We start from the raw sequence: 18,255 nt of genomic DNA on the forward strand, positions 1-18,255 counted from the left end.
ATGATTCAGGTGCGTAGAGGCCATGAACGGTATCCGGGCGGGGACGCGGAGGCCGGGATCGAGTCGCGCCACGCGTTCTCCTTCGGGCCTCATTTCGACCCGGAGAATCTGCGCTTCGGCGCGCTGATCGCCTGCAACGAGGAGCGGCTGACGGCCGGCGCCGGCTTCGACGAGCATCCGCACCGCGACACGGAGATCGTGACCTGGGTGGTCGAGGGCGAGCTGACCCACCGCGACTCGGCCGGCCACGAGACCACCGTACGCCCCGGTGATCTCCAGCGGCTCAGCTCGGCCGGTGGCGTACGGCACGTGGAGCGCAACGACGGGGCGCGGCCGCTGCGCTTCGTCCAGATGTGGCTGGCGCCGCTCGAACACGGCGGGGAGCCGTCGTACGAGGTGGTGCGAGGTATCGCCGACGGCACCCCGTATGCGGTCGCACGGGCCGGTGCCCTGCTGCATCTGCGCCGCCTCGCCGAGGACGAGCGCACCGCGGTCCCGGATGCCGCACGGGCGTATGTGCACGTGGTGCGCGGCGCCGTACGGATCGGTGCGGAGCGGCTGGAGGCCGGTGACGCGGCGCGGATCACCGACGGGGTGGGACAGGAGCTGAAGGGGCTGACGGCGGCGGAGTGCCTGGTGTGGGAGATGGGGGCGGAGTCGGCATCGGGGTGAGAGCCGGGCCGACGGACGGGTGAGAGACGGGTGAGAAGGGCCGCGGGCCCGGAGCCCACCGGTACCGCTCCGGGCCGTACGGCGCCGTCAGGCGCTCTGTGCCAGCTCGGCCAGCACCGCGTCGGTCAGCTGCGGCCAGGCCTCGACGGCCCACGGCCCGAAGGCCCGGTCGGTCAGCGCCACACAGGCCGCGCGCGCGTTCGGGTCCACCCACAGGAACGTGCCGGACTGCCCGAAGTGCCCGAAGGTGCGGGGCGAGGAGGCGCTGCCCGTCCAGTGCGGTGACTTGCCGTCGCGGATCTCGAAGCCCAGCCCCCAGTCGTTGGGCTTCTGGTGGCCGTAGCCGGGCAGCACACCGGTCAGGCCGGGGAAGGCCACCTCGGTCGCCGCCGCGAGCGTCTGCGGCGCGAGCAGCCGCGGCGCTTGGAGCTCCGCGGCGAAACGGGCCAGGTCGGCGACGGTGGAGACGCCGTCCTTGGCGGGGGAGCCGGGAAGGTCCGTCGCGGTCATCCCGAGCGGTGCGAGCACCGCCTCGTGCAGATACTGCGGGAAGGGGATGTCGGTGGCCTTGGCTATGTGGTCGCCCAGCGCCTCGAAACCGGTGTTGGAGTAGAGCCTGCGGGTGCCCGGCTCGGCCATCGTGCGCTGCTCGTCGAAGGCCAGCCCCGAGGTGTGGGCGAGGAGATGACGGACCGTGGACCCCTCGGGTCCGGCCGGCTCGTCCAGCTCGACGGCGCCCTCCTCGACGGCCAGCAGGGCGGCGTACGCGGCCAGCGGCTTGGTCACGGACGCCAGCGGGAAGCGGTGCTCCAGGGGGCCGTAGAATCCGGCCACCGATCCATCGGCTCGTACGACGGCGGCCGCAGCGGTGGGCACCGGCCAGTTCTCGATCATCCGCAGGCTCTGCATGCCCACGAGCCTAAAGGCTGTCCGGACCCGGCCCACGGACAGGCCCGCGCTCCCCAATTTCCGGTCAAGTCTGCCCGTGATCCGCACTTGCCTGGAGTGCACTCGAAGTCTCTAGCGTTGAAGACGTCGAGAGGCACCCGGCGAAGAAGCCGGGAGACATCCGGCGATCCAGGGGAGACGGGGCATGACGGTAACGCAGAGCGAACGGGTCACGAGCGGGGCCGCGGCCGGGAGGCTGCCGGCGAGGCCGCGCGACTGCGTTCCCACGCTCTCGCACCCGCGGCCCGCCGGCCGGGACCAGTACACGATCAGCGAGGTGGCGGACCACACCGGGCTCAGTGCGCACACCCTGCGCTGGTACGAGCGCATCGGCCTGATGCCGCACGTGGACCGCACCCACACCGGCCAGCGGCGCTTCACCAACCGCGATCTGGACTGGCTGGGCCTGGTGGCCAAGCTGCGCCTGACCGGCATGCCGGTCGCGGACATGGTCCGCTATGCCGAGCTGGTGCGGGCCGGGGAGTGCACCTTCGCCGAGCGGGAGCAGCTGCTGACCGCGCATCGCGAGGACGTACGGCAGCGGATAGCCGAGCTCCGGAGCACGCTGGACGTACTCGACTACAAGATCGACATCTATGCCGACGCCCGTCGGGCGTCCGAGAGGTTCTGAGATCTCCATGGGTAGCAACAAGATCGAGACGGTCGAGCTGGGCACCGGCGGACCGCGGGTCGGGGTGCAGGGCCTCGGCTGTATGGGCATGAGCTTCGCCTACGGCCCGACGGACGCCGACGAGGCGCGGGCCACGCTGGAGCGGGCCCTGGAGCTGGGCGTGACGCTCTTCGACACGGCCGACATGTACGGCATGGGGGAGAACGAGAAGTTCATCGCCCCGTTCATCCAGGCGCACCGCGACGAGGTCGTGGTGGCCACCAAGTTCGCGATATCCCCCGACCCGGACCACCCGGACGACCCGTACAAGCGCGTCATCCGCAACGACCGGCCGTACATCCGCCAGGCCGTCGAGGGCAGCCTGAAGCGCCTGGGCGTCGACGAGATCGACCTGTACTACATGCACCGGCGCAAGGTGGACGTCCCCCTGGAGGAATCGGTCGGCGCCATGGCCGAGCTGGTGGCCGAGGGCAAGGTCAAGCACCTGGGGCTGAGCGAGGTGACCGGCTCCGAGCTGCGCGCGGCGCAGGCCGTGCACCCGATCGCGGCGCTCCAGTCGGAGTGGTCGCTGTTCAGCCGGGACATCGAGGACGGCGTGGTGCAGACCGCGGCCGAGCTCGGTGTCGGTCTCGTTCCGTATTCGCCGCTCGGCCGGGGCTTTTTGACCGGTGCGTTCGTGAGCGCCGACAAGGAGCTGACGAAGGATGACTTCCGGCGGACCCAGCCCCGCTTCACCGGCGACAACGCGACCGCCAACGCCGCGCTGCTGGAGCCCGTCCGCACGGTCGCCGACGCCCATGGCGCGACCCTCGGCCAGATCGCGCTGGCCTGGTTGCAGCACCAGGCCGCGGCCCGCGGCCTGGCCGTCGTGCCGATCCCCGGCACCCGTAAGCGCAGCCGCGTCGAGGAGAACACCGGGGCGGGCCGGATCGCGCTGACCGAGCAGGACCTGGCGCTGCTGGAGCCGATCGCCGGCCAGGTCGCGGGGGCGCGGTACGCGGACATGACGCTCACCTCGGCGGGACGGGAGTAACACCTCGGGTACGGGGCGGGGCAGGGTTTCCGCCCTGCCCCGCCCCGTTTCGCTGTGGCCCGCCCGGCCGCCTCGGGGGATTCCGCGGCGGGCGAGCGTGCCGCACGGCCGCCCGCCCGGGGTCCCGTCGGGTACGCACGCGGTACTCACGCCAGCCGCAGCGCGAAGACCGCGAACCCGGCGGCCAGCAGCGTCGCGGCAGCCCGGCGGGACCGGGTGACGCCGGTCCAGGGGGCCTCGAAGCGGCGGGTGGTGCGGCCGATGAGGAGCAGTGCCGCGGCGAAGACCGGCAGCCAGGCGAGCCGGGCGAGGAGCCAGCCGAGGCCGGCGGGCGACGCGGTCAGTCCGGGGACCGCGCCCAGGAAGGACGCGGGCACGGCCGCCGAGAGCATCGCCGTCTGGTGCCAGCACAGGACCGTCATCGCGGAGAGGTTGACGATCGTGACCGGTGCCCACAGGGCAGGCCGCCGCAGGAGCCGGCCGAGCCGGTCACGGAGCAGGACGGCGGCGCCGGACTGGGCGGCGGCCAGCGCCAGGACCAGCAGCGACGGCGGGTGGGAGTTCGTCCGGCCCTGACCGGGGACACCGACCATGCTCGCCGGGTAGTGGAAGAACAGCAGCAGCGCGGCGAACAGCGCGGCACCGCCGAGCAGCAGCGACCAGGCCGCGCGCCTGCCGAGCCGCCGCTCGCCCCAGGAGACCCCGAGCTGATACGCGAACAGCCAGCCGGGCAGCAGATTGAGCAGACTCAGCCAGGACGGCATGGCGTCGGCGAACGGCCCGTAGCGCAGGAAGTCCACGACGGCCACGGCCGCCGCCAGCGGTGCCGCGGCCCAGGCGCCCGTCCGCCGGGCGGCACGCACGCAGTACGGCGTCAGCGCGGTGACCGCCGCATACACACCGACGAACCACAGCGGCTGGATCACCAGCGTCGCCCCGCTCCGCAGCGTCGCCTCCGGCACCCCCAGGCCGTACAGGACCGGGAGCAGCATCGCCCAGACGGCCGTCACCCCGAGCACCGGGCGGCCCAGCCGGGCGATCCGGCCGCGCAGCCAAGTGCCGGTGGGCTCCCCCCGCTCGGTGGCGCGCCGCAGGGACAGCACCGACGCATGGCCGCCGACCAGGAAGAAGATGCCCAGCATCTGCAACACCCAACTGGCGGGCGAGAGCGCGCCGAAGGCCGTCAGCAGGCTGGCGTTGTGCAGTCCGCCGTCGGCGTCGCGGGTGAAGCCCTCGATCAGCCAGTGGCCGACGGGCACGGCGACCAGCGCCAGCGCGCGCAGCCCGTCGAGGGCGCGGTCGCGGTCCGCGGGCGTGCGGTCCTCGATCGTGCGGACCGTCGTACGGGCTGCGCCTGTGAGGCGCGCGAGGAAAGCGGTGTCCATGAGGCGTCCTTGAGTCCTTGGACCGGTGGGGTGAGGAGCGGCGGAGGGGCCGGGGAAGGAACGGCCTCCCGGGGCGGCCGGCGTGCGTCGGCGGCCGGCGCACGGGCGCGTCGGTGTCAGTGCACGGCGCCGTAGCGGCCCAGCACGATGGCGGCGAAGTTGCGGAGGGAGTCCGTACCGGGGGCGAGATAGCCGGTGTGGCCCACGGCCCGCTCGGCGGGGACCCGGCGGGCGCCGAAGGCGGGGTCGGTGGGATCCGCGCCGTGGCCCAGGCCCAGCAGTTCGACGTTCGGGATGTCGCCGATCCAGTCGGAGGCGTCCCGTGCCGCCCAGACCCGGGCCGAGGTGTGCAGCTCCGCCACGTTGTCCCGGCGGATACCGGGGGAGCCGAAGACGACCAGGTCGGCTATGCCTCCGCCGTCCAGCCGCGGTACGGCCAGCCCGCAGACCACCGAGCCGTAGCTGTGGCACAGCACGGCCGGTGCCGGCGCGCCGACGGCGGCCAGGCCGGACAGGAAGCGGGCCAGCCGCGGCGCTCCGGCGTCGGCGAGCCGGCCGGTGGTGGCGTCCGGAGCGATGCCGACCGGCGTGGTGTATCCCGCCCAGGCGATGACCGCGGTACGGGCCTGCGGCGCGTCGGCGGCCAGCCGGGTCCGCAGCGACCTGGCCATGCCGGCCGGAGTGCCGTAGGGGTCCCTGGCACGGTCGAAGGAGGAGAGGTCGATGTCCGAGCCCGGCACGATCACGGCGGTGCGTTCGGCGGCGGCCAAGTCGCCGTACACCTCGGCCACTTGGCCGCGGCCGCGGGGGTCGAAGGCGAGGATCCGGCGGCCGGGGGAGAGCAGTGAGGCACAGCGGGCGGCCGCCTTCCTGGCATGCCGGTGGTCCTGTACGGTGCCGGCCGGATCGGTGGCGCGGGCGAGCTGGCGGTCCCGTTCCGCCTTCAGCGCACGGGAGTTGGCCGCGTACCGCAGTGCGGGGGGCGCACCGTCGAGATTGCCGACGGTGAGCGGGTGCCGGGCCACCAGCGCCTGGCGCTGCCCGTCCGTCAGCGTGGTGAAGAAACGGGCGACATCGGCGGGCCGTGCGGTCGCCGGGTCCGGCAGCCGGACGCCGAGGGAACGGTCGGCGCGCCAGGCGGCGGCGCCGGGAGCCGGGCCCGTGACGGCACTCTGGGCGTTGCCGAACGCCCAGCCGCCGGTGGCGGCGACCACGGCCACCGCGAGCGCGGCGCCGATGAAGGTACGCCGGCCGCGTCGAGCGACGGTTCGCAGCCTGGACATGGTGGGGTTCCCTCCCGTTGGTGTGGCGGAGGGAAACGTAGGAAGAGGGCGTATGACGTGGCGTCACACCGCGGAGCCAACTGCCGGGTGATACCGGGGTACGGGGGGAGCGGCCTCCCTCGTCCTCAAGGAGGAGCGGCGCGGAGGGGGCCGTCAGGGGCGCGCCACCACCCCCGTTACCGCTCCTGCCGCGCCCGTTACCGCTCCACCGCTCCTACCGCTCCCCGGGCGACACCAGCCCCGACTCGTACGCGAAGATCACGGCCTGCGCACGGTCCCGCAGCGCCAACTTGGCGAGCACCCGGCTGACATGGGTCTTCACGGTCTGTTCGGCGACGATCAGCGCATCGGCGATCTCCTGGTTGGACAGACCGCGGGCGATCAGCTCCAGGACCTCCGTCTCGCGCGGGGTGAGCCCCTTCAGCCGGAGCGCGTCCCGGCCCTTGCGGGGCGCCGGCCGCCGTCGGGCGAAGTCGGCTATCAGCCGCCGCGTCACGGACGGCGCGAGCAGCGCCTCCCCGGCTGCCACGACCCGGACCGCGGAGATCAGATCGCCCGGCGGCGCATCCTTGAGCAGGAACCCGGACGCCCCCGCGCGCAGCGCCTCGTAGACGTAGTCGTCCACATCGAAGGTGGTCAGCATCAGCACCTTCGGCCGGTGCAGCACACCGGGAGGCGGATCGAGCAGCCGCCGGGCCGCCTCCAGGCCGTCCATCTCCGGCATCCGGACATCCATCAGCACCACATCCGGGTGCGTACGACGGCTCAGCTCCACACCCTGCACCCCGTCCGGCGCGTCGCCCACCACCTCGAAATCGCTCTGCGCGGCGAGGAGGGCGGCGAAGCCCGCGCGCACCATGGCCTGGTCGTCGACGATGATCACGCGCGTGGTCATACGGAGCCGGAGTCCTTCGGTGAAAGGGAAGCCGCCGCGGCGGGCGGCGGGGTGAGGGGGAGCTGCGCGGCGACCCGGAAGCCGCCGTCGGGGAGCGGCCCGGTGTCGAGCGACCCGTCCACCAGCCGCACCCGCTCCCGCATACCGATGAGGCCATGGCCGGTGCCGGTGGTCTCCAGCGGTGCGGACGGTGCGGACGGTGCGGGCGGCGGGGAGTTGACGACCAGCACGGTCAGCCGTGAGCCGTCCGCCGCCGTCGTCACCGACACCCGGGTCCGGGCGCCCGGGGCATGCCGCACGACATTGGCCAGCGCCTCCTGCACGATGCGGTACGCCGACAGATCCACCGCAGGTTCGAGCGGTACCCGGTCCTCGGGCAGCGACAACTCCACCGGCACACCCGCCCGTACGGTCCCCTCGACCAGCTTCGGCAGCATGCCGATACCGGGCTGCGGCGCCTTCTCCGGGCCGCCGTGCCGCTCCGTCTCCTCGCTGCGCAGCACCCCGAGCAGCCGGCGCATCTCCGCCAGCGACTCGCGGGCGGTCGCCGCGATCGACCCGAACTCCTCCTCGGCCTCCCGGGGAAGCCCGCTGAGGCGGTACGGGGCGCTGTCCGCCTGGACCGTGATCACCGACATGTGGTGGGCGACGACATCGTGCAGCTCACGGGCGATGCGGGTGCGCTCCTCCAGCAGCGTGCGACGGGCCCGCTCGGCCTCGCTGATGGTCTCCTGCTCGATCAACTTCCGCTGGGCGTCGCCCCGTTCCCGCAGCGTGGCGCCCATCATCAGCACCACACCGGTGAGGACGAACAGCAGCACCCAGGTGCCGTCGCTCCCGTCCGGTGTCCTCGGTTCGAAGAGGATGCCCGCCACGCCGGTCGTCAGCCAGACGGCGATCAGGGTGCGGCTGCGCTCGCGCAGCGACAGCGCCACCATCAGCGCGAGATAACCGACGATCACCATGGGCGGCCAGGGCCAGGCGCGGCCCGCGACGCCGTCCGCGCCGGTGAGCGCCAGGGCGCAGAGGATGTCCGCCGTGAAGATCACCCACCAGGCCTGGAGCGGCCGGGTCACCGCGAGCAGCAGCGGCGCGGTCTGCGCCGTGGCCAGCGCGCCGGCCAGTCCGCCGTCCAAGCCGTAGTCGTGGCTGAGGATGGTGATCGTCGTCGGCAGCAGGGACACCGCGAACCCGAACGCGACGAGATACGGCAGCCGGCGCAGCCAGGGCTTCTGGACGCCGCCGAACAGCGGGGTGCCGGGCTCGGTCGGGGTGCCGAGTTCGACGACGACGATGTGCAGCGCCTGCCGTGCGGCGCGCAGCACCCGTTGACGGGTCGGCTCGTGTGCTGGGGTGGGAGAGGGTCCGCTCATCGCGCCCTCCATCTAAGCGGAGCCCGGCGGCCACGGCGTCATACCAGGGTCCGGGCTTCCACCCCCTACCACGGTATGAGTCCCCCGGCCGGTCCCCGGCTCCGGCACGTCCCGCAACGCTTCCCCGCCGACTCCGGGAGCCGAGCCGCCATGATCCGTGCGGCGCCCTGGGTGCGTTGTCCGGACCGGCCCTAGAGCTCGGCCAGCAGCTCGGCCTTCTTCGTGCTGAACTCGTCGTCGGTCAGCAGGCCGGCCCCGTGCAGCTCACCGAGGTGCCGTATCCGGTCCGCGATGTCGGCGGGGTCCCGGCGCGCGTCCCCGGTCCGGCGGCGCGGCTCGCCCTCCGGCGTGTCCCCTTCCGGTTCGGCGGCACGTACGGCCTGGAGCACCGCGGCCGCGAACGGCAGCGACTCATGGACGAGGCCGTAGCCCAGTCCGAACACCACCGCGGCCGGATCCTGGTCCGGCTCGCCCGTTCCCGGCTCGTGGGCGCCGCGCTCCAGCAGGCGCAGATAGCCGTTGAGGATCTCCGGTGACCGCCACTCGACCCCGGCCAGCTCGCCGACCGTGAAGCTCTGGTCGCCGCACTTCCACTTCGCCGAGGACGCACCCGTCCAGAACCACCGGAAGGCGACCGAACGCCCGTCGAAGGACGCCTTGCCGTCGTACGCCTTGAAGTGCAGCGGTGGCTCCGGAGCGGCTACCAGATGGCGGTCGGCGGGCTCCTTCGCGTCGGGGCCGAGCACCGTGCGCAGCTCGTCGGCGTAGTACTCGGCCAGCGTCTCGCGCTCGGCCGGCAGCACCAGCCGGTACGGGTCGGAGTCCTCCTTGAGCTGCCCGTCCGCCGCCTCCATCAAAGGATCGGCGCCGGGCCGGGGCACGGCGTGCAGCACCACCGTGCCGCGTCTGCCCCCGGTCACCTCGACGGAGCTCAGCGCCTCGTACGGAATGCGTCGCTCGCCGAGCGCCTGGAACAGCTTCGGCTTACGGATCCCCCGTTCGAAGCGGATGAGTACGGAGTCCGCGTCGAACTCCCAGACGGCATGAAAACCGGCCAGCACATCACCCATGCGGCTCATCGTATGCGGGCGGTTGCCCGCCCGTCCCCCTTCCGGAAAGCTCGGGGGCGTCCGCCGGAGCCGCGCGCCTCGCTCCGGTCTCCCGCCTCGTCCCTTGCCTCGTGGACGTCCCGGGCGCCGCGGACGGTTCCCGCGGGCACGGCCCGTCCCCGGGCGCCGGGCCGTGCCCGCGGCCCGCCGGTCATCGGGCCTTGAGGCCTCAGAGCAGGTCCGAGCGGCAGTGCGGGTCGGCGGAGGCGCAGGCGACCGTGCCGGTCGCGCCGACTCCGAGCAGGGCGAAGTTGCGCAGGCTGCCGGTGCCCGGCGCGAAGTAGCCGGCGTGCCCGACGGCGCCGTCGGCCGACAGGATCCGGGAGCCGAAGGACGGGTCGACCGGGTCGGCGCCGTGGCCGAGACCGCCGACCTCCAGGTAGGGCACGTCCTGGATCCAGTCGTCGGAGTCCCGCATGGCCCAGACACGGGCATGGGTGCCCAGTCCGGCGCGGTTCCCGGCCCGCATGCCGGGGCTGCCGGCCACCGCGATGTCCTCGACGTTGGACGGCAGGTCACGGGCCGCGACGCCGCACACCACGGACCCGTAGCTGTGGCAGAACAGCGAGACGGTGTCGGAGGAGGGCAGCGAGCCCACCAGGGCGCGCAGCCGGACCGCACCGGCCTCGGCGAGCTGCCCGGTGGCGGCCTCGACGCCCATGCCGGCCGGTGAGGTGTAGTCGGCCCAGGCGATCACCGCGGTACGGGTGCCGGGCCGGGCCTCGCGCTCGGCGCCGTAGAGGGACTGCGCCATGCCGACGGGGGCGGTGTTCGCCCGCGCGGTGCGCTCGAAGGTGGAGAGGTTGGTGTCCACACCGGGCACCACGACCGAGACCCGTTGCGCCGCCGGGAGGTTGCCGAAGACCTCGGCGGCCCGGCCGCCGCCCGCCGGATCAAAGGCCAGGATCTGCCGGCCGGAACTCATCATCGACTCGAGGCGGTGCATCAGCCGGCCCGCTTCCTGACGGCCGACGGGCGTGAGCCGGTGGTCGCCCGTCCGCTGTTCCTCGATGCGGCGGGCGTCGTCGATCGCCATCCGGTTGGCGCGGTAGCGCAGCTTCACGGGGGCGCCGTTCATATTGCCCACGACCAGCGGATAGCGGTCGGCGAGCTGCCGCTTCTCGGCCCGGCCGAGCGTGGCGAAGAAGGCCCGCAGCGCGGCCGGCGAACCGTTGGCGTCGGGCAGCGGGCGGCCGTGGAAGGTGGCGTGCTGCCAGGCGGTCTTGGCGGTGGCCAGCGGGTTGGCGTCTCCCTTGGTACCTCTCACGGCAGTCCAGCCGGTCGTGGCAAGCATCACGAACACCACCGCCAGGGCGAGCGCGGCGCGCCAGGGGGAGGACTGGAGGAAGCTGGAGGAGGGGCCGAGGGCCGGGAAAGAAGTCACCGCGAGCCACCCTAGGAGACACGGCAGGCTGCTCGCTGTGACCGTGAGTGAGATCACGTTCCACAGTGGGTATTTCGACCAAACCGGACACTTGTCGGTCGTTTCCGGTGCTCAGCCGTGCATAGGTGGTCTCATGGGACAGCGGAGATGATCGCTTAGCGGTGAATTTCCGTTACGGAGAGTGGGGGCGTCGGCACGGGCCGGCTTTCGGGCGGGTCGGCCACTGGGCCCGCTCACCGGGCCTGTCAGTGGCGTTCGCGCCCCGTCCGCCAGTCGTCGTCCATCGACGGCCCGAGGTGGTCCAGATAGGACTGGGTCAGCTCGCGGATGGACGCCACGGTGCAGTCCTGCCCCTCGCCCCACACCTTGCCCGCCACCCGCATCACCCCGCTGAACGCGGCGACCAGCACCCGCGGCCGCGGATCGGCGTCCACGTCCAGCCCCTCGCGCCCGGCGATCAGCCGCGCTATCTGCTCCTCCAGCTCGGAGGAGCGCCGCAGATGCGCGGCGACCAGCGCGGGCGTCGACTCGATCATCTGGAACGAGCGCATGTACAGCTCCACCGGGATCACCGACTCGATCGCGCTGCCGATGTCGTCCCAGGCCACCATCACGGCGCTGCGCAGGGCGATGAGCGGCGCCTCCGCCGCGGGCCGCGCGCGCAGCTCGTCGAGGAAGCGGGCCTCGACCATTTCCTGGACGGCGAAGGTGACGTCCTCCTTGTTGGCGAAGTAGCGGAAGTACGTCCGCTGGGAGACATCCACCGTCTCCGCGATCTCGTCGATCGTCGTCGCCTCGTAGCCCTGCTCCGTGAACAGTTCGAGCGCCGCGCGGATCAGCGCGTCGCGGGTGCGCTGCTTCTTGCGTTCCCGCAGGCCCGTAGGTGCCGTATGCGGCGTCGGGGTCGCCATCCTGAGCCGCCTCTCCGTGGTGTTCTCGCTGCTCAGGTTACCTGTGAGCGAGATGACAGTTACCGACTCATGAATTGCTTTGTCAACTGTCAGTGGCTGACATTAGCCTCGTCGTATGAGTTCTCAGACCCCGGTTGCCGTCGCTGCGCCGGACCTTCCCGCACCGGAGCCCCCGAAGGGGCTGCGCGGCCATCCGTGGCTGACCCTCTTCTCCGTCGCCATCGGCGTCATGATGGTCGCCCTGGACGGCACGATCGTCGCCATCGCCAACCCCGCCATCAAGGAAGATCTCGGCGCCTCGCTCGCCGACGTGCAGTGGATCACCAACGGCTACATGCTCGCGCTGGCCGTCTCACTGATCACGGCGGGCAAGCTCGGTGACCGCTTCGGCCACCGCCAGACCTTCCTCATCGGCATCCTCGGCTTCGCCGCCGCCTCCGGCGCGATCGGGTTCTCCCACGAGGTCTCGCTGGTCGTCGCCTTCCGCGTGCTGCAAGGCCTGTTCGGCGCGCTGCTGATGCCCGCCGCGCTGGGCCTGCTGCGCGCCACCTTCCCGGCCGAGAAGCTCAACATGGCCATCGGCATCTGGGGCATGGTCATCGGCGCCTCCACCGCCGGCGGCCCGATAGTCGGCGGACTGCTGGTCGAGCACGTCAACTGGCAGTCCGTGTTCTTCATCAACGTCCCGGTCGGCGTGCTGGCCCTGGTCCTCGGCCTGGTGATCCTCAAGGACCACCGCGCGGAGAACGCCCCGCGCTCGTTCGACATCCCGGGCATCGTGCTGCTCTCCGGAGCGATGTTCTGCCTCATCTGGCCGCTGATCAAGGCGTCGGAATGGGGCTGGGGCGACATGAAGACCTGGGGCTTCCTGATCGCCGCGGTGGTCCTCTTCGCGCTGTTCGCCGTACTGGAGACCAAGGTCCGCGAACCGCTCATCCCGCTGCGGATGTTCCGCTCCCTGCCGCTCACCGCCGGCACGGTCCTGATGGTGCTGATGGCCTTCGCCTTCATGGGCGGCCTGTTCTTCGTGACGTTCTACCTTCAGAACGTCCACGGGATGACCCCCGTCGACAGCGGTCTGCACCTCCTTCCGCTCACGGGCATGATGATCGTCGGCTCGCCGCTCGCCGGCGCCCTGATCACCAAGTTCGGCCCGCGCATCCCGCTGGTCGGCGGCATGGTCCTCACCGCCGTCGCCATGTACGGCATGTCCGGCCTCGACACCCACAGCAGCACCGGCCCGATGTCCCTGTGGTTCGCGCTGCTCGGCCTGGGCCTCGCGCCCGTCATGGTCGGCGCCACCGAGGTCATCGTCGGCAACGCCCCGCTGGAGCTCTCCGGCGTCGCCGGCGGTCTCCAGCAGGCCGCGATGCAGGTCGGCGGCAGCCTCGGTACGGCCGTGCTCGGCGCGGTGATGGCCTCCCGTGTCGACAACGACCTCCCGGGCAACTGGAAGGCGGCCGGCCTCCCGCCGGTCCCGCCCGCGAAGATGTCCCAGGCGGCGGACGCCGTCTCGGCCGGTATCGCGCCGGTCCCGAAGGGCACCCCGCCGGAGTTCGCCCAGAAGATCACGTCCGTCGCCCACGACACCTTCGTGTCCGGCATGGGCCTGGCCTTCACGGTCGCCTGCGGTGTGGCGGTCGTCGCCGCCGTCGTCGCCGTCTTCACCAAGCGTGGCGCGAACGCCGAGGCGGGCGCAGGCGTCGGCCACATCTGACCGGCGTCCCGGCCGTAGGGCACTGGAACCGCGGCCGGGTAGTCGCCGCGGGGCGTGGCACGGTCCGCGGCGCCGAGGCACGGCGCGCGGCGTGTGGCACGGCCCCCGGCGCGTGGCACGACCGGCAGGCACCACCGTGCGGCGCCGGCGCGCGGCAGGCACGAGGCTTCTTTCCTCGTCCGGCCGCGCGCCGTCGCATGCCGCCGTCAGCACCGGGCGTCAACCGGCCGTCCCGGACCGCTCCCGGCCCCTCCCGCCGTGCGCCCCGCGGCAGTTGGCCGCCGCCGGAGCGCCGCATCCCTCATCCGGATGAGCCCTTCCGGGAACCGGACCGGGCACCGGCCGCCTCCGGGGACGGCGCACCCTTCCCGAACCCCGGCAGGCCAGGGGACGAACGGTTTCCGCAGCCGGCCGCCGCTCCCTCCCCTTCGTCAACGCCGTGCACCGGCGCCCCGCTCCGCGCCGTGGCGCGTATCCACATACCTGATCCGGGTGGCGGTCCCGCCACGGCCTTGGCAACCGCGCCGCGCCCTCGCGAAGCTCGACACGCAGCACCCGCCGCGGGCAGACCGCCCGCCGCGGAACGTCATCGTCGTACTTCACGGGGGAGATTCCTATGCGTCTGCGTCTGCGCACGTCCCACACCACCGCGCTCCTGACCGGCCTCGCCGCGCTCACCGCGGCCCTCGCCGTCCCGCCCGCCCTCGGCACCCCCGCCGCACACGCGGCCGGCGGCGGCCGTACCGCGGCCGCCGCGGGCGACTGCGCGGCCGGACAGCTGTGCCTCTGGCCGAAGGCCGACTTCGGCGGCGAGCGGCGCACCTACGAGCTGTCCGACACCGACATCGAGAGCTGTGTCCGGCTGCCCGGGAACACCAGCGCCGCCGCGCTCGCCAACCGCACGGGCCGGCCGGTCACCACCTACCAGAGCGCGGAATGCGCCGAGACCGCCGAGTTCGACACCTACCCGGGCGGCGGCAGCTGGGTGCCCCGGTCGCCCTACCAGGTACGGGCGTTCAAGGTGTGGGAGCGCTGAGCCGGCCGCCCGCCGGCCGCCCCGTACGCACCCTCCGGCCCCACCGGACACCACCGCGCCCCCCGACCGGCGGAGAACGCTGGTCGGGGGGCGCGGCGGAAGGGACGCGGCGGACGGCCGCGGAGAGATCAGGCGTCGCCGCCGGCCTCTCCGGCCTCGGCGGCCGAGACGTCCAGCAGCTGGTAGCGGTCGATCGCCTGCTTCAGCAGCGACCGGTCGACCTTGCCCTCCTTGGCGAGCTCGGTGAGCACGCCCAGGACGATGGACTGCACGTCGATGTGGAAGAAGCGACGGGCCGCGCCACGGGTGTCCGCGAAGCCGAAGCCGTCGGCGCCCAGCGACTGGTACGTGCCGGGAACCCAGCGCGCGATCTGGTCCGGCACGGACCGCATCCAGTCCGAGACCGCGACCTTCGGGCCCTCGGCGTCCTGGAGCTTCTGCGTCACATACGGGACGCGCTGCTCCTCCTCCGGGTGCAGAAGGTTGTGCTCCTCGATCTCCACCGCGTCGCGGCGCAGCTCGTTCCAGGACGTCGCCGACCAGACATCGGCCTTGATGTTCCACTCGTCCGCGAGGATCTGCTGGGCCTCGACCGCCCACGGCACCGCGACACCGGAGGCGAGGATCTGGGCCGCGTGCTCGCCCTTCTCCCCGGCCTTGATGCGGTGCAGACCCTTGAGGATGCCCTCGACGTCGGCGTCCGCCGGCTCCGCCGGGTGCTGGATCGGCTCGTTGTAGACGGTCAGGTAGTAGAAGATGTCCTCGGCGTTCTCGCCGTACATCCGCCGCAGACCGTCCTTGACGATGTGCGCGATCTCGTAGCCGTAGGCCGGGTCGTAGGCGACACAGGCCGGGTTGGTCGAGGCCAGCAGCTGGGAGTGGCCGTCGGCGTGCTGGAGACCCTCACCGGTCAGCGTCGTACGGCCGGCGGTCGCGCCGAGCACGAAGCCGCGTGCGAGCTGGTCGGCCATCTGCCAGAACTGGTCGCCGGTGCGCTGGAACCCGAACATCGAGTAGAAGACATAGACCGGGATCAGCGGCTCGCCGTGCGTCGCATAGGCCGAGCCCGCCGCGATCAGCGACGCGGTGCAGCCCGCCTCGGTGATGCCGTCGTGCAGCATCTGGCCGGTCGGCGACTCCTTGTACGCCAGGAGCAGTTCGCGGTCGACCGACTCGTACTGCTGGCCCAGCGGGTTGTAGATCTTGGCCGACGGGAAGAACGCGTCCATACCGAAGGTGCGGTACTCGTCGGGCGCGATCGGCACGAAGCGCTTGCCGATCTCCTTGTCCCGCATGAGGTCCTTCAGGACACGGACGAACGCCATGGTCGTGGCGATCTTCTGCTGCCCCGAGCCCTTCTTGGCACCCGCGTAGGCCTTGTCGTCCGGCAGCTTCAGCGGCTCGGCGCGCACGACACGGGTGGGTACATAGCCCCCCAGCCCCTTGCGGCGGTCGTGCATGTACTGGATCTCTTCGGAGTCGCGGCCCGGGTGGTAGTACGGCGGCAGGCCGTCCTCCAGGTCCTTGTCCGGGATCGGCAGGTGCAGCCGGTCACGGAAGCCCTTGAGGTCCGCGACCGTCAGCTTCTTCATCTGGTGGGTCGCGTTGCGGCCCTCGAAGTTCGGGCCGAGCGTCCAGCCCTTGACGGTCTGCGCGAGGATCACCGTCGGCTGGCCCTTGTGGGCCTTGGCCGCCGCATACGCCGCGTAGATCTTCTTGTGGTCGTGACCGCCGCGGCCCAGGTGCAGGATCTGGTCGTCGGTCATGTTCTCGACCATCGCGCGCAGCCGCTGGTCGTCGCCGAAGAAGTGGTCGCGGATGTACGCACCGGTCTCGGTGGCGTACGTCTGGAACTGACCGTCCGGCGTGCTGTTGAGCTTGTTGACCAGGATGCCGTCGCGGTCCTGCGCGAGCAGCGGGTCCCAGCTGCGGTCCCACACCAGCTTGATGACGTTCCAGCCGGCGCCGCGGAACTGCGACTCCAGCTCCTGCATGATCTTGCCGTTGCCGCGGACCGGGCCGTCCAGCCGCTGGAGGTTGCAGTTCACGACGAAGGTCAGGTTGTCCAGGCCCTCACGGGCGGCGATGGACAGCTGGCCGAGCGACTCGGGCTCGTCCATCTCGCCGTCGCCGAGGTAGGCCCATACGTGCGACTTGGAGGTGTCGGCGATGCCGCGCGCCTCCATGTAGCGGTTCATCCGCGCCTGGTAGATCGCGCCGAGCGGGCCGAGGCCCATCGAGACGGTCGGGAACTCCCAGAAGTCCGGCATCAGCCGCGGGTGCGGGTAGCTGGACAGACCGTTGGGAGCCTTGGACTTCTCCTGCCGGAAGGCGTCGAGCTGCGGCTCGGTCAGCCGGTCCAGGAGGAACGCGCGGGCGTAGACACCGGGCGAGGCATGGCCCTGGAAGAAGATCTGGTCGCCGCCGTCACCCTCGTCCTTGCCCCGGAAGAAGTGGTTGAAGCCCACGTCGTAGAGGGAGGCGGAGGAGGCGAAGGTGGCGATGTGGCCGCCGACGCCGATGCCCGGACGCTGGGCGCGCGAGACCATCACGGCGGCGTTCCAGCGGGTCGCGTTAAGGACCTTGCGCTCGATCTCCTCGTTGCCCGGGAAGAACGGCTCGTCCTTGGTCGCGATGGTGTTGACGTAGTCCGTGCTGCGCATCTCCGGCACGGCCACACGCTTCTCGCGCGCACGCTCGATCAGGCGGAGCATGAGGTAGCGGGCACGTTCCCGGCCCCGCTCGTCGACAGCCGCGTCGAGCGAGTCGAGCCATTCCTGGGTCTCTTCGGGATCGAAGTCCGGGACCTGGCTGGGAAGGCCGCCAATGATGATCGGGTTTCGATCGGATCCGGAAGCCACGCTGTTCCTTCGTGTTCGGTTCGTGTCGTGCTTCGCAAACTATTGATGCTGCACACGGGACGAATGCTGTCGCTGCCTTGGTGTCGCGCCGTCTTCCATCGTGTACCGAGCCACAGGGATACGTCACCTCTACTGATGGGTAACCCATCCGTAGAGAGATGGCGCTGAAAAGGCCGATTTCTCGGGTCGGCCAAATCGCAACCATACGCCCATGTCGAAAGTGCTTCGCGTACGGACGTGCGGCACCCGAAATGAGGTCCGGAACCGGCCGCCGCCCCCCGAAGGGACCAGTCCGGCGCGAGTACCCGATAAACTTCACAGAAAGCTGTGGTGTGAATCACTTCAGCCTGGCCTGCTGGGGTCGCGCTTGCGGCGAGACGCCTCGAAACGTCACCGTTTCGGCGGTCTGAACCGCCGGGTACTTGCGCGATCCGCCCGGCCCGTGTGGACTACGCCCAATGCTCCGCGCACGCGCGGGGTCCCCGAGCATTTCCGAAACATGACAGGAGGCAATCCGTGAGCGCGACCGCGGACCACGCGGAGGAGCGGACCAACCCTGCCGCCAGGCTGGGGTTCGAGCCCGGACAGGTGGTCCAGGAGATCGGATACGACGACGACGTCGATCAGGATCTCCGCGAAGGCATTGAGACCGTGATCGGCCAGGAGCTCGTCGACGAGGACTACGACGACGTGTGTGACGTCGTTCTGCTGTGGTTCCGCGACGAGGACGGCGACCTCACGGACGCGCTGGTGGACGCCATCGGGCTGATCGACGAGGGCGGGCAGATCTGGCTGCTGACCCCGAAGACCGGCCGCGACGGCTACGTCGAGCCGAGCGACATCAATGAGGCCGCGCAGACCGCGGGTCTGTCCCAGACCAAGAGCATCAACGCGGGCAAGGACTGGGCCGGCAGCCGACTGGTCACCCCAAAGGCCGGCAAGCGCTGAGCCGTACCGTCCCCAACATTCGCCACCGAGCCCCCTCCGCCCTGTTCCGGAGGGGGCTCGGCCCTGTTC

General features: G+C 71.7%; 15 protein-coding genes. 6 read left to right on the forward strand and 9 right to left on the reverse strand.

The window, feature by feature from the left end:
- Positions 1-672 (forward strand): pirin family protein, encoded by a 672-nt coding sequence (locus M8I34_RS18055; RefSeq protein ID WP_250050455.1) that lies wholly within the window; start codon positions 1-3, stop codon positions 670-672.
- Between the two features lie 87 nt (positions 673-759).
- Here M8I34_RS18055 and M8I34_RS18060 read toward each other — a convergent pair whose 3' ends face one another.
- The gene (locus tag M8I34_RS18060; RefSeq protein WP_250050456.1) at positions 760-1,581 is read right to left on the reverse strand and encodes a serine hydrolase; all 822 of its coding nucleotides are present in this window, start codon (positions 1,579-1,581) and stop codon (positions 760-762) included.
- A 184-nt stretch (positions 1,582-1,765) separates the two neighbouring features.
- Between M8I34_RS18060 and M8I34_RS18065 the strand changes: the two genes are divergently transcribed.
- Entirely contained in the window at positions 1,766-2,251 is a 486-nt protein-coding gene (locus M8I34_RS18065) for a MerR family transcriptional regulator (RefSeq protein WP_250050457.1), read from the forward strand.
- Between the two features lie 7 nt (positions 2,252-2,258).
- Positions 2,259-3,284 (forward strand): aldo/keto reductase, encoded by a 1,026-nt coding sequence (locus M8I34_RS18070; RefSeq protein WP_250050458.1) that lies wholly within the window; start codon positions 2,259-2,261, stop codon positions 3,282-3,284.
- 146 nt (positions 3,285-3,430) lie between these two features.
- On the opposite strand, the gene M8I34_RS18075 is transcribed toward M8I34_RS18070, so the two are convergent.
- The 7 genes from M8I34_RS18075 to M8I34_RS18105 form a co-directional block, all read right to left on the reverse strand.
- Positions 3,431-4,669: an acyltransferase gene (locus M8I34_RS18075; protein WP_250050459.1), complete on the reverse strand. Its 1,239-nt coding sequence runs from the start codon at positions 4,667-4,669 to the stop codon at positions 3,431-3,433.
- Between the two features lie 116 nt (positions 4,670-4,785).
- Positions 4,786-5,952: an alpha/beta hydrolase gene (locus tag M8I34_RS18080; RefSeq protein WP_250050460.1), complete on the reverse strand. Its 1,167-nt coding sequence runs from the start codon at positions 5,950-5,952 to the stop codon at positions 4,786-4,788.
- Positions 5,953-6,166: 214 nt separating this feature from the next.
- On the reverse strand, positions 6,167-6,847 hold the full coding sequence (locus M8I34_RS18085; RefSeq protein WP_250050461.1) for a response regulator transcription factor: 681 nt from the start codon (positions 6,845-6,847) through the stop codon (positions 6,167-6,169).
- A complete protein-coding gene (locus tag M8I34_RS18090; RefSeq protein WP_250050462.1) occupies positions 6,844-8,220 on the reverse strand; it encodes a sensor histidine kinase in 1,377 nt (458 codons plus the stop codon). The genes M8I34_RS18085 and M8I34_RS18090 overlap by 4 nt, the downstream gene beginning before the upstream one ends.
- 191 nt (positions 8,221-8,411) lie before the next feature.
- On the reverse strand, positions 8,412-9,290 hold the full coding sequence (locus tag M8I34_RS18095; protein ID WP_250050463.1) for a DUF4429 domain-containing protein: 879 nt from the start codon (positions 9,288-9,290) through the stop codon (positions 8,412-8,414).
- Positions 9,291-9,498: 208 nt separating this feature from the next.
- Positions 9,499-10,713: an alpha/beta hydrolase gene (locus tag M8I34_RS18100; protein ID WP_250050464.1), complete on the reverse strand. Its 1,215-nt coding sequence runs from the start codon at positions 10,711-10,713 to the stop codon at positions 9,499-9,501.
- Between the two features lie 245 nt (positions 10,714-10,958).
- Positions 10,959-11,624, reverse strand: coding sequence for a TetR/AcrR family transcriptional regulator (locus M8I34_RS18105; RefSeq protein WP_250050465.1), 666 nt, complete (start codon positions 11,622-11,624; stop codon positions 10,959-10,961).
- A gap of 115 nt (positions 11,625-11,739) precedes the next feature.
- On the opposite strand from M8I34_RS18105, the gene M8I34_RS18110 reads away from it, so the two are divergent.
- Together M8I34_RS18110 and M8I34_RS18115 are read left to right on the forward strand one after the other, a co-directional pair.
- Positions 11,740-13,341 carry an MFS transporter gene (locus M8I34_RS18110; RefSeq protein WP_250050466.1) on the forward strand — a complete coding sequence of 534 codons (1,602 nt, stop codon included), beginning with the start codon at positions 11,740-11,742 and terminating at the stop codon, positions 13,339-13,341.
- Positions 13,342-13,957: 616 nt separating this feature from the next.
- A complete protein-coding gene (locus M8I34_RS18115; RefSeq protein ID WP_250050467.1) occupies positions 13,958-14,377 on the forward strand; it encodes a peptidase inhibitor family I36 protein in 420 nt (139 codons plus the stop codon).
- A 128-nt stretch (positions 14,378-14,505) separates the two neighbouring features.
- On the opposite strand, the gene aceE is transcribed toward M8I34_RS18115, so the two are convergent.
- The gene (gene aceE, locus M8I34_RS18120) at positions 14,506-17,238 is read right to left on the reverse strand and encodes a pyruvate dehydrogenase (acetyl-transferring), homodimeric type (RefSeq protein ID WP_244414967.1); all 2,733 of its coding nucleotides are present in this window, start codon (positions 17,236-17,238) and stop codon (positions 14,506-14,508) included.
- A 516-nt stretch (positions 17,239-17,754) separates the two neighbouring features.
- On the opposite strand from aceE, the gene M8I34_RS18125 reads away from it, so the two are divergent.
- The gene (locus M8I34_RS18125) at positions 17,755-18,186 is read left to right on the forward strand and encodes a DUF3052 domain-containing protein (RefSeq protein WP_250050468.1); all 432 of its coding nucleotides are present in this window, start codon (positions 17,755-17,757) and stop codon (positions 18,184-18,186) included.
- Positions 18,187-18,255 lie beyond the last annotated feature (69 nt).

This window comes from Streptomyces sp. MCA2 (genome assembly GCF_023544705.1).
GTDB lineage: Bacteria > Actinomycetota > Actinomycetes > Streptomycetales > Streptomycetaceae > Streptomyces > Streptomyces decoyicus.

Coding starts and splice junctions, on each gene's coding strand:
- M8I34_RS18055 (WP_250050455.1), top strand. CDS start 1: ATGATTCAGGTGCGTAGAGGCCATGAACGGTATCCGGGCGGGGACGCG.
- M8I34_RS18060 (WP_250050456.1), bottom strand. CDS start 1,581: ATGCAGAGCCTGCGGATGATCGAGAACTGGCCGGTGCCCACCGCTGCG.
- M8I34_RS18065 (WP_250050457.1), top strand. CDS start 1,766: ATGACGGTAACGCAGAGCGAACGGGTCACGAGCGGGGCCGCGGCCGGG.
- M8I34_RS18070 (WP_250050458.1), top strand. CDS start 2,259: ATGGGTAGCAACAAGATCGAGACGGTCGAGCTGGGCACCGGCGGACCG.
- M8I34_RS18075 (WP_250050459.1), bottom strand. CDS start 4,669: ATGGACACCGCTTTCCTCGCGCGCCTCACAGGCGCAGCCCGTACGACG.
- M8I34_RS18080 (WP_250050460.1), bottom strand. CDS start 5,952: ATGTCCAGGCTGCGAACCGTCGCTCGACGCGGCCGGCGTACCTTCATC.
- M8I34_RS18085 (WP_250050461.1), bottom strand. CDS start 6,847: ATGACCACGCGCGTGATCATCGTCGACGACCAGGCCATGGTGCGCGCG.
- M8I34_RS18090 (WP_250050462.1), bottom strand. CDS start 8,220: ATGAGCGGACCCTCTCCCACCCCAGCACACGAGCCGACCCGTCAACGG.
- M8I34_RS18095 (WP_250050463.1), bottom strand. CDS start 9,290: ATGGGTGATGTGCTGGCCGGTTTTCATGCCGTCTGGGAGTTCGACGCG.
- M8I34_RS18105 (WP_250050465.1), bottom strand. CDS start 11,624: ATGGCGACCCCGACGCCGCATACGGCACCTACGGGCCTGCGGGAACGC.
- M8I34_RS18110 (WP_250050466.1), top strand. CDS start 11,740: ATGAGTTCTCAGACCCCGGTTGCCGTCGCTGCGCCGGACCTTCCCGCA.
- M8I34_RS18115 (WP_250050467.1), top strand. CDS start 13,958: ATGCGTCTGCGTCTGCGCACGTCCCACACCACCGCGCTCCTGACCGGC.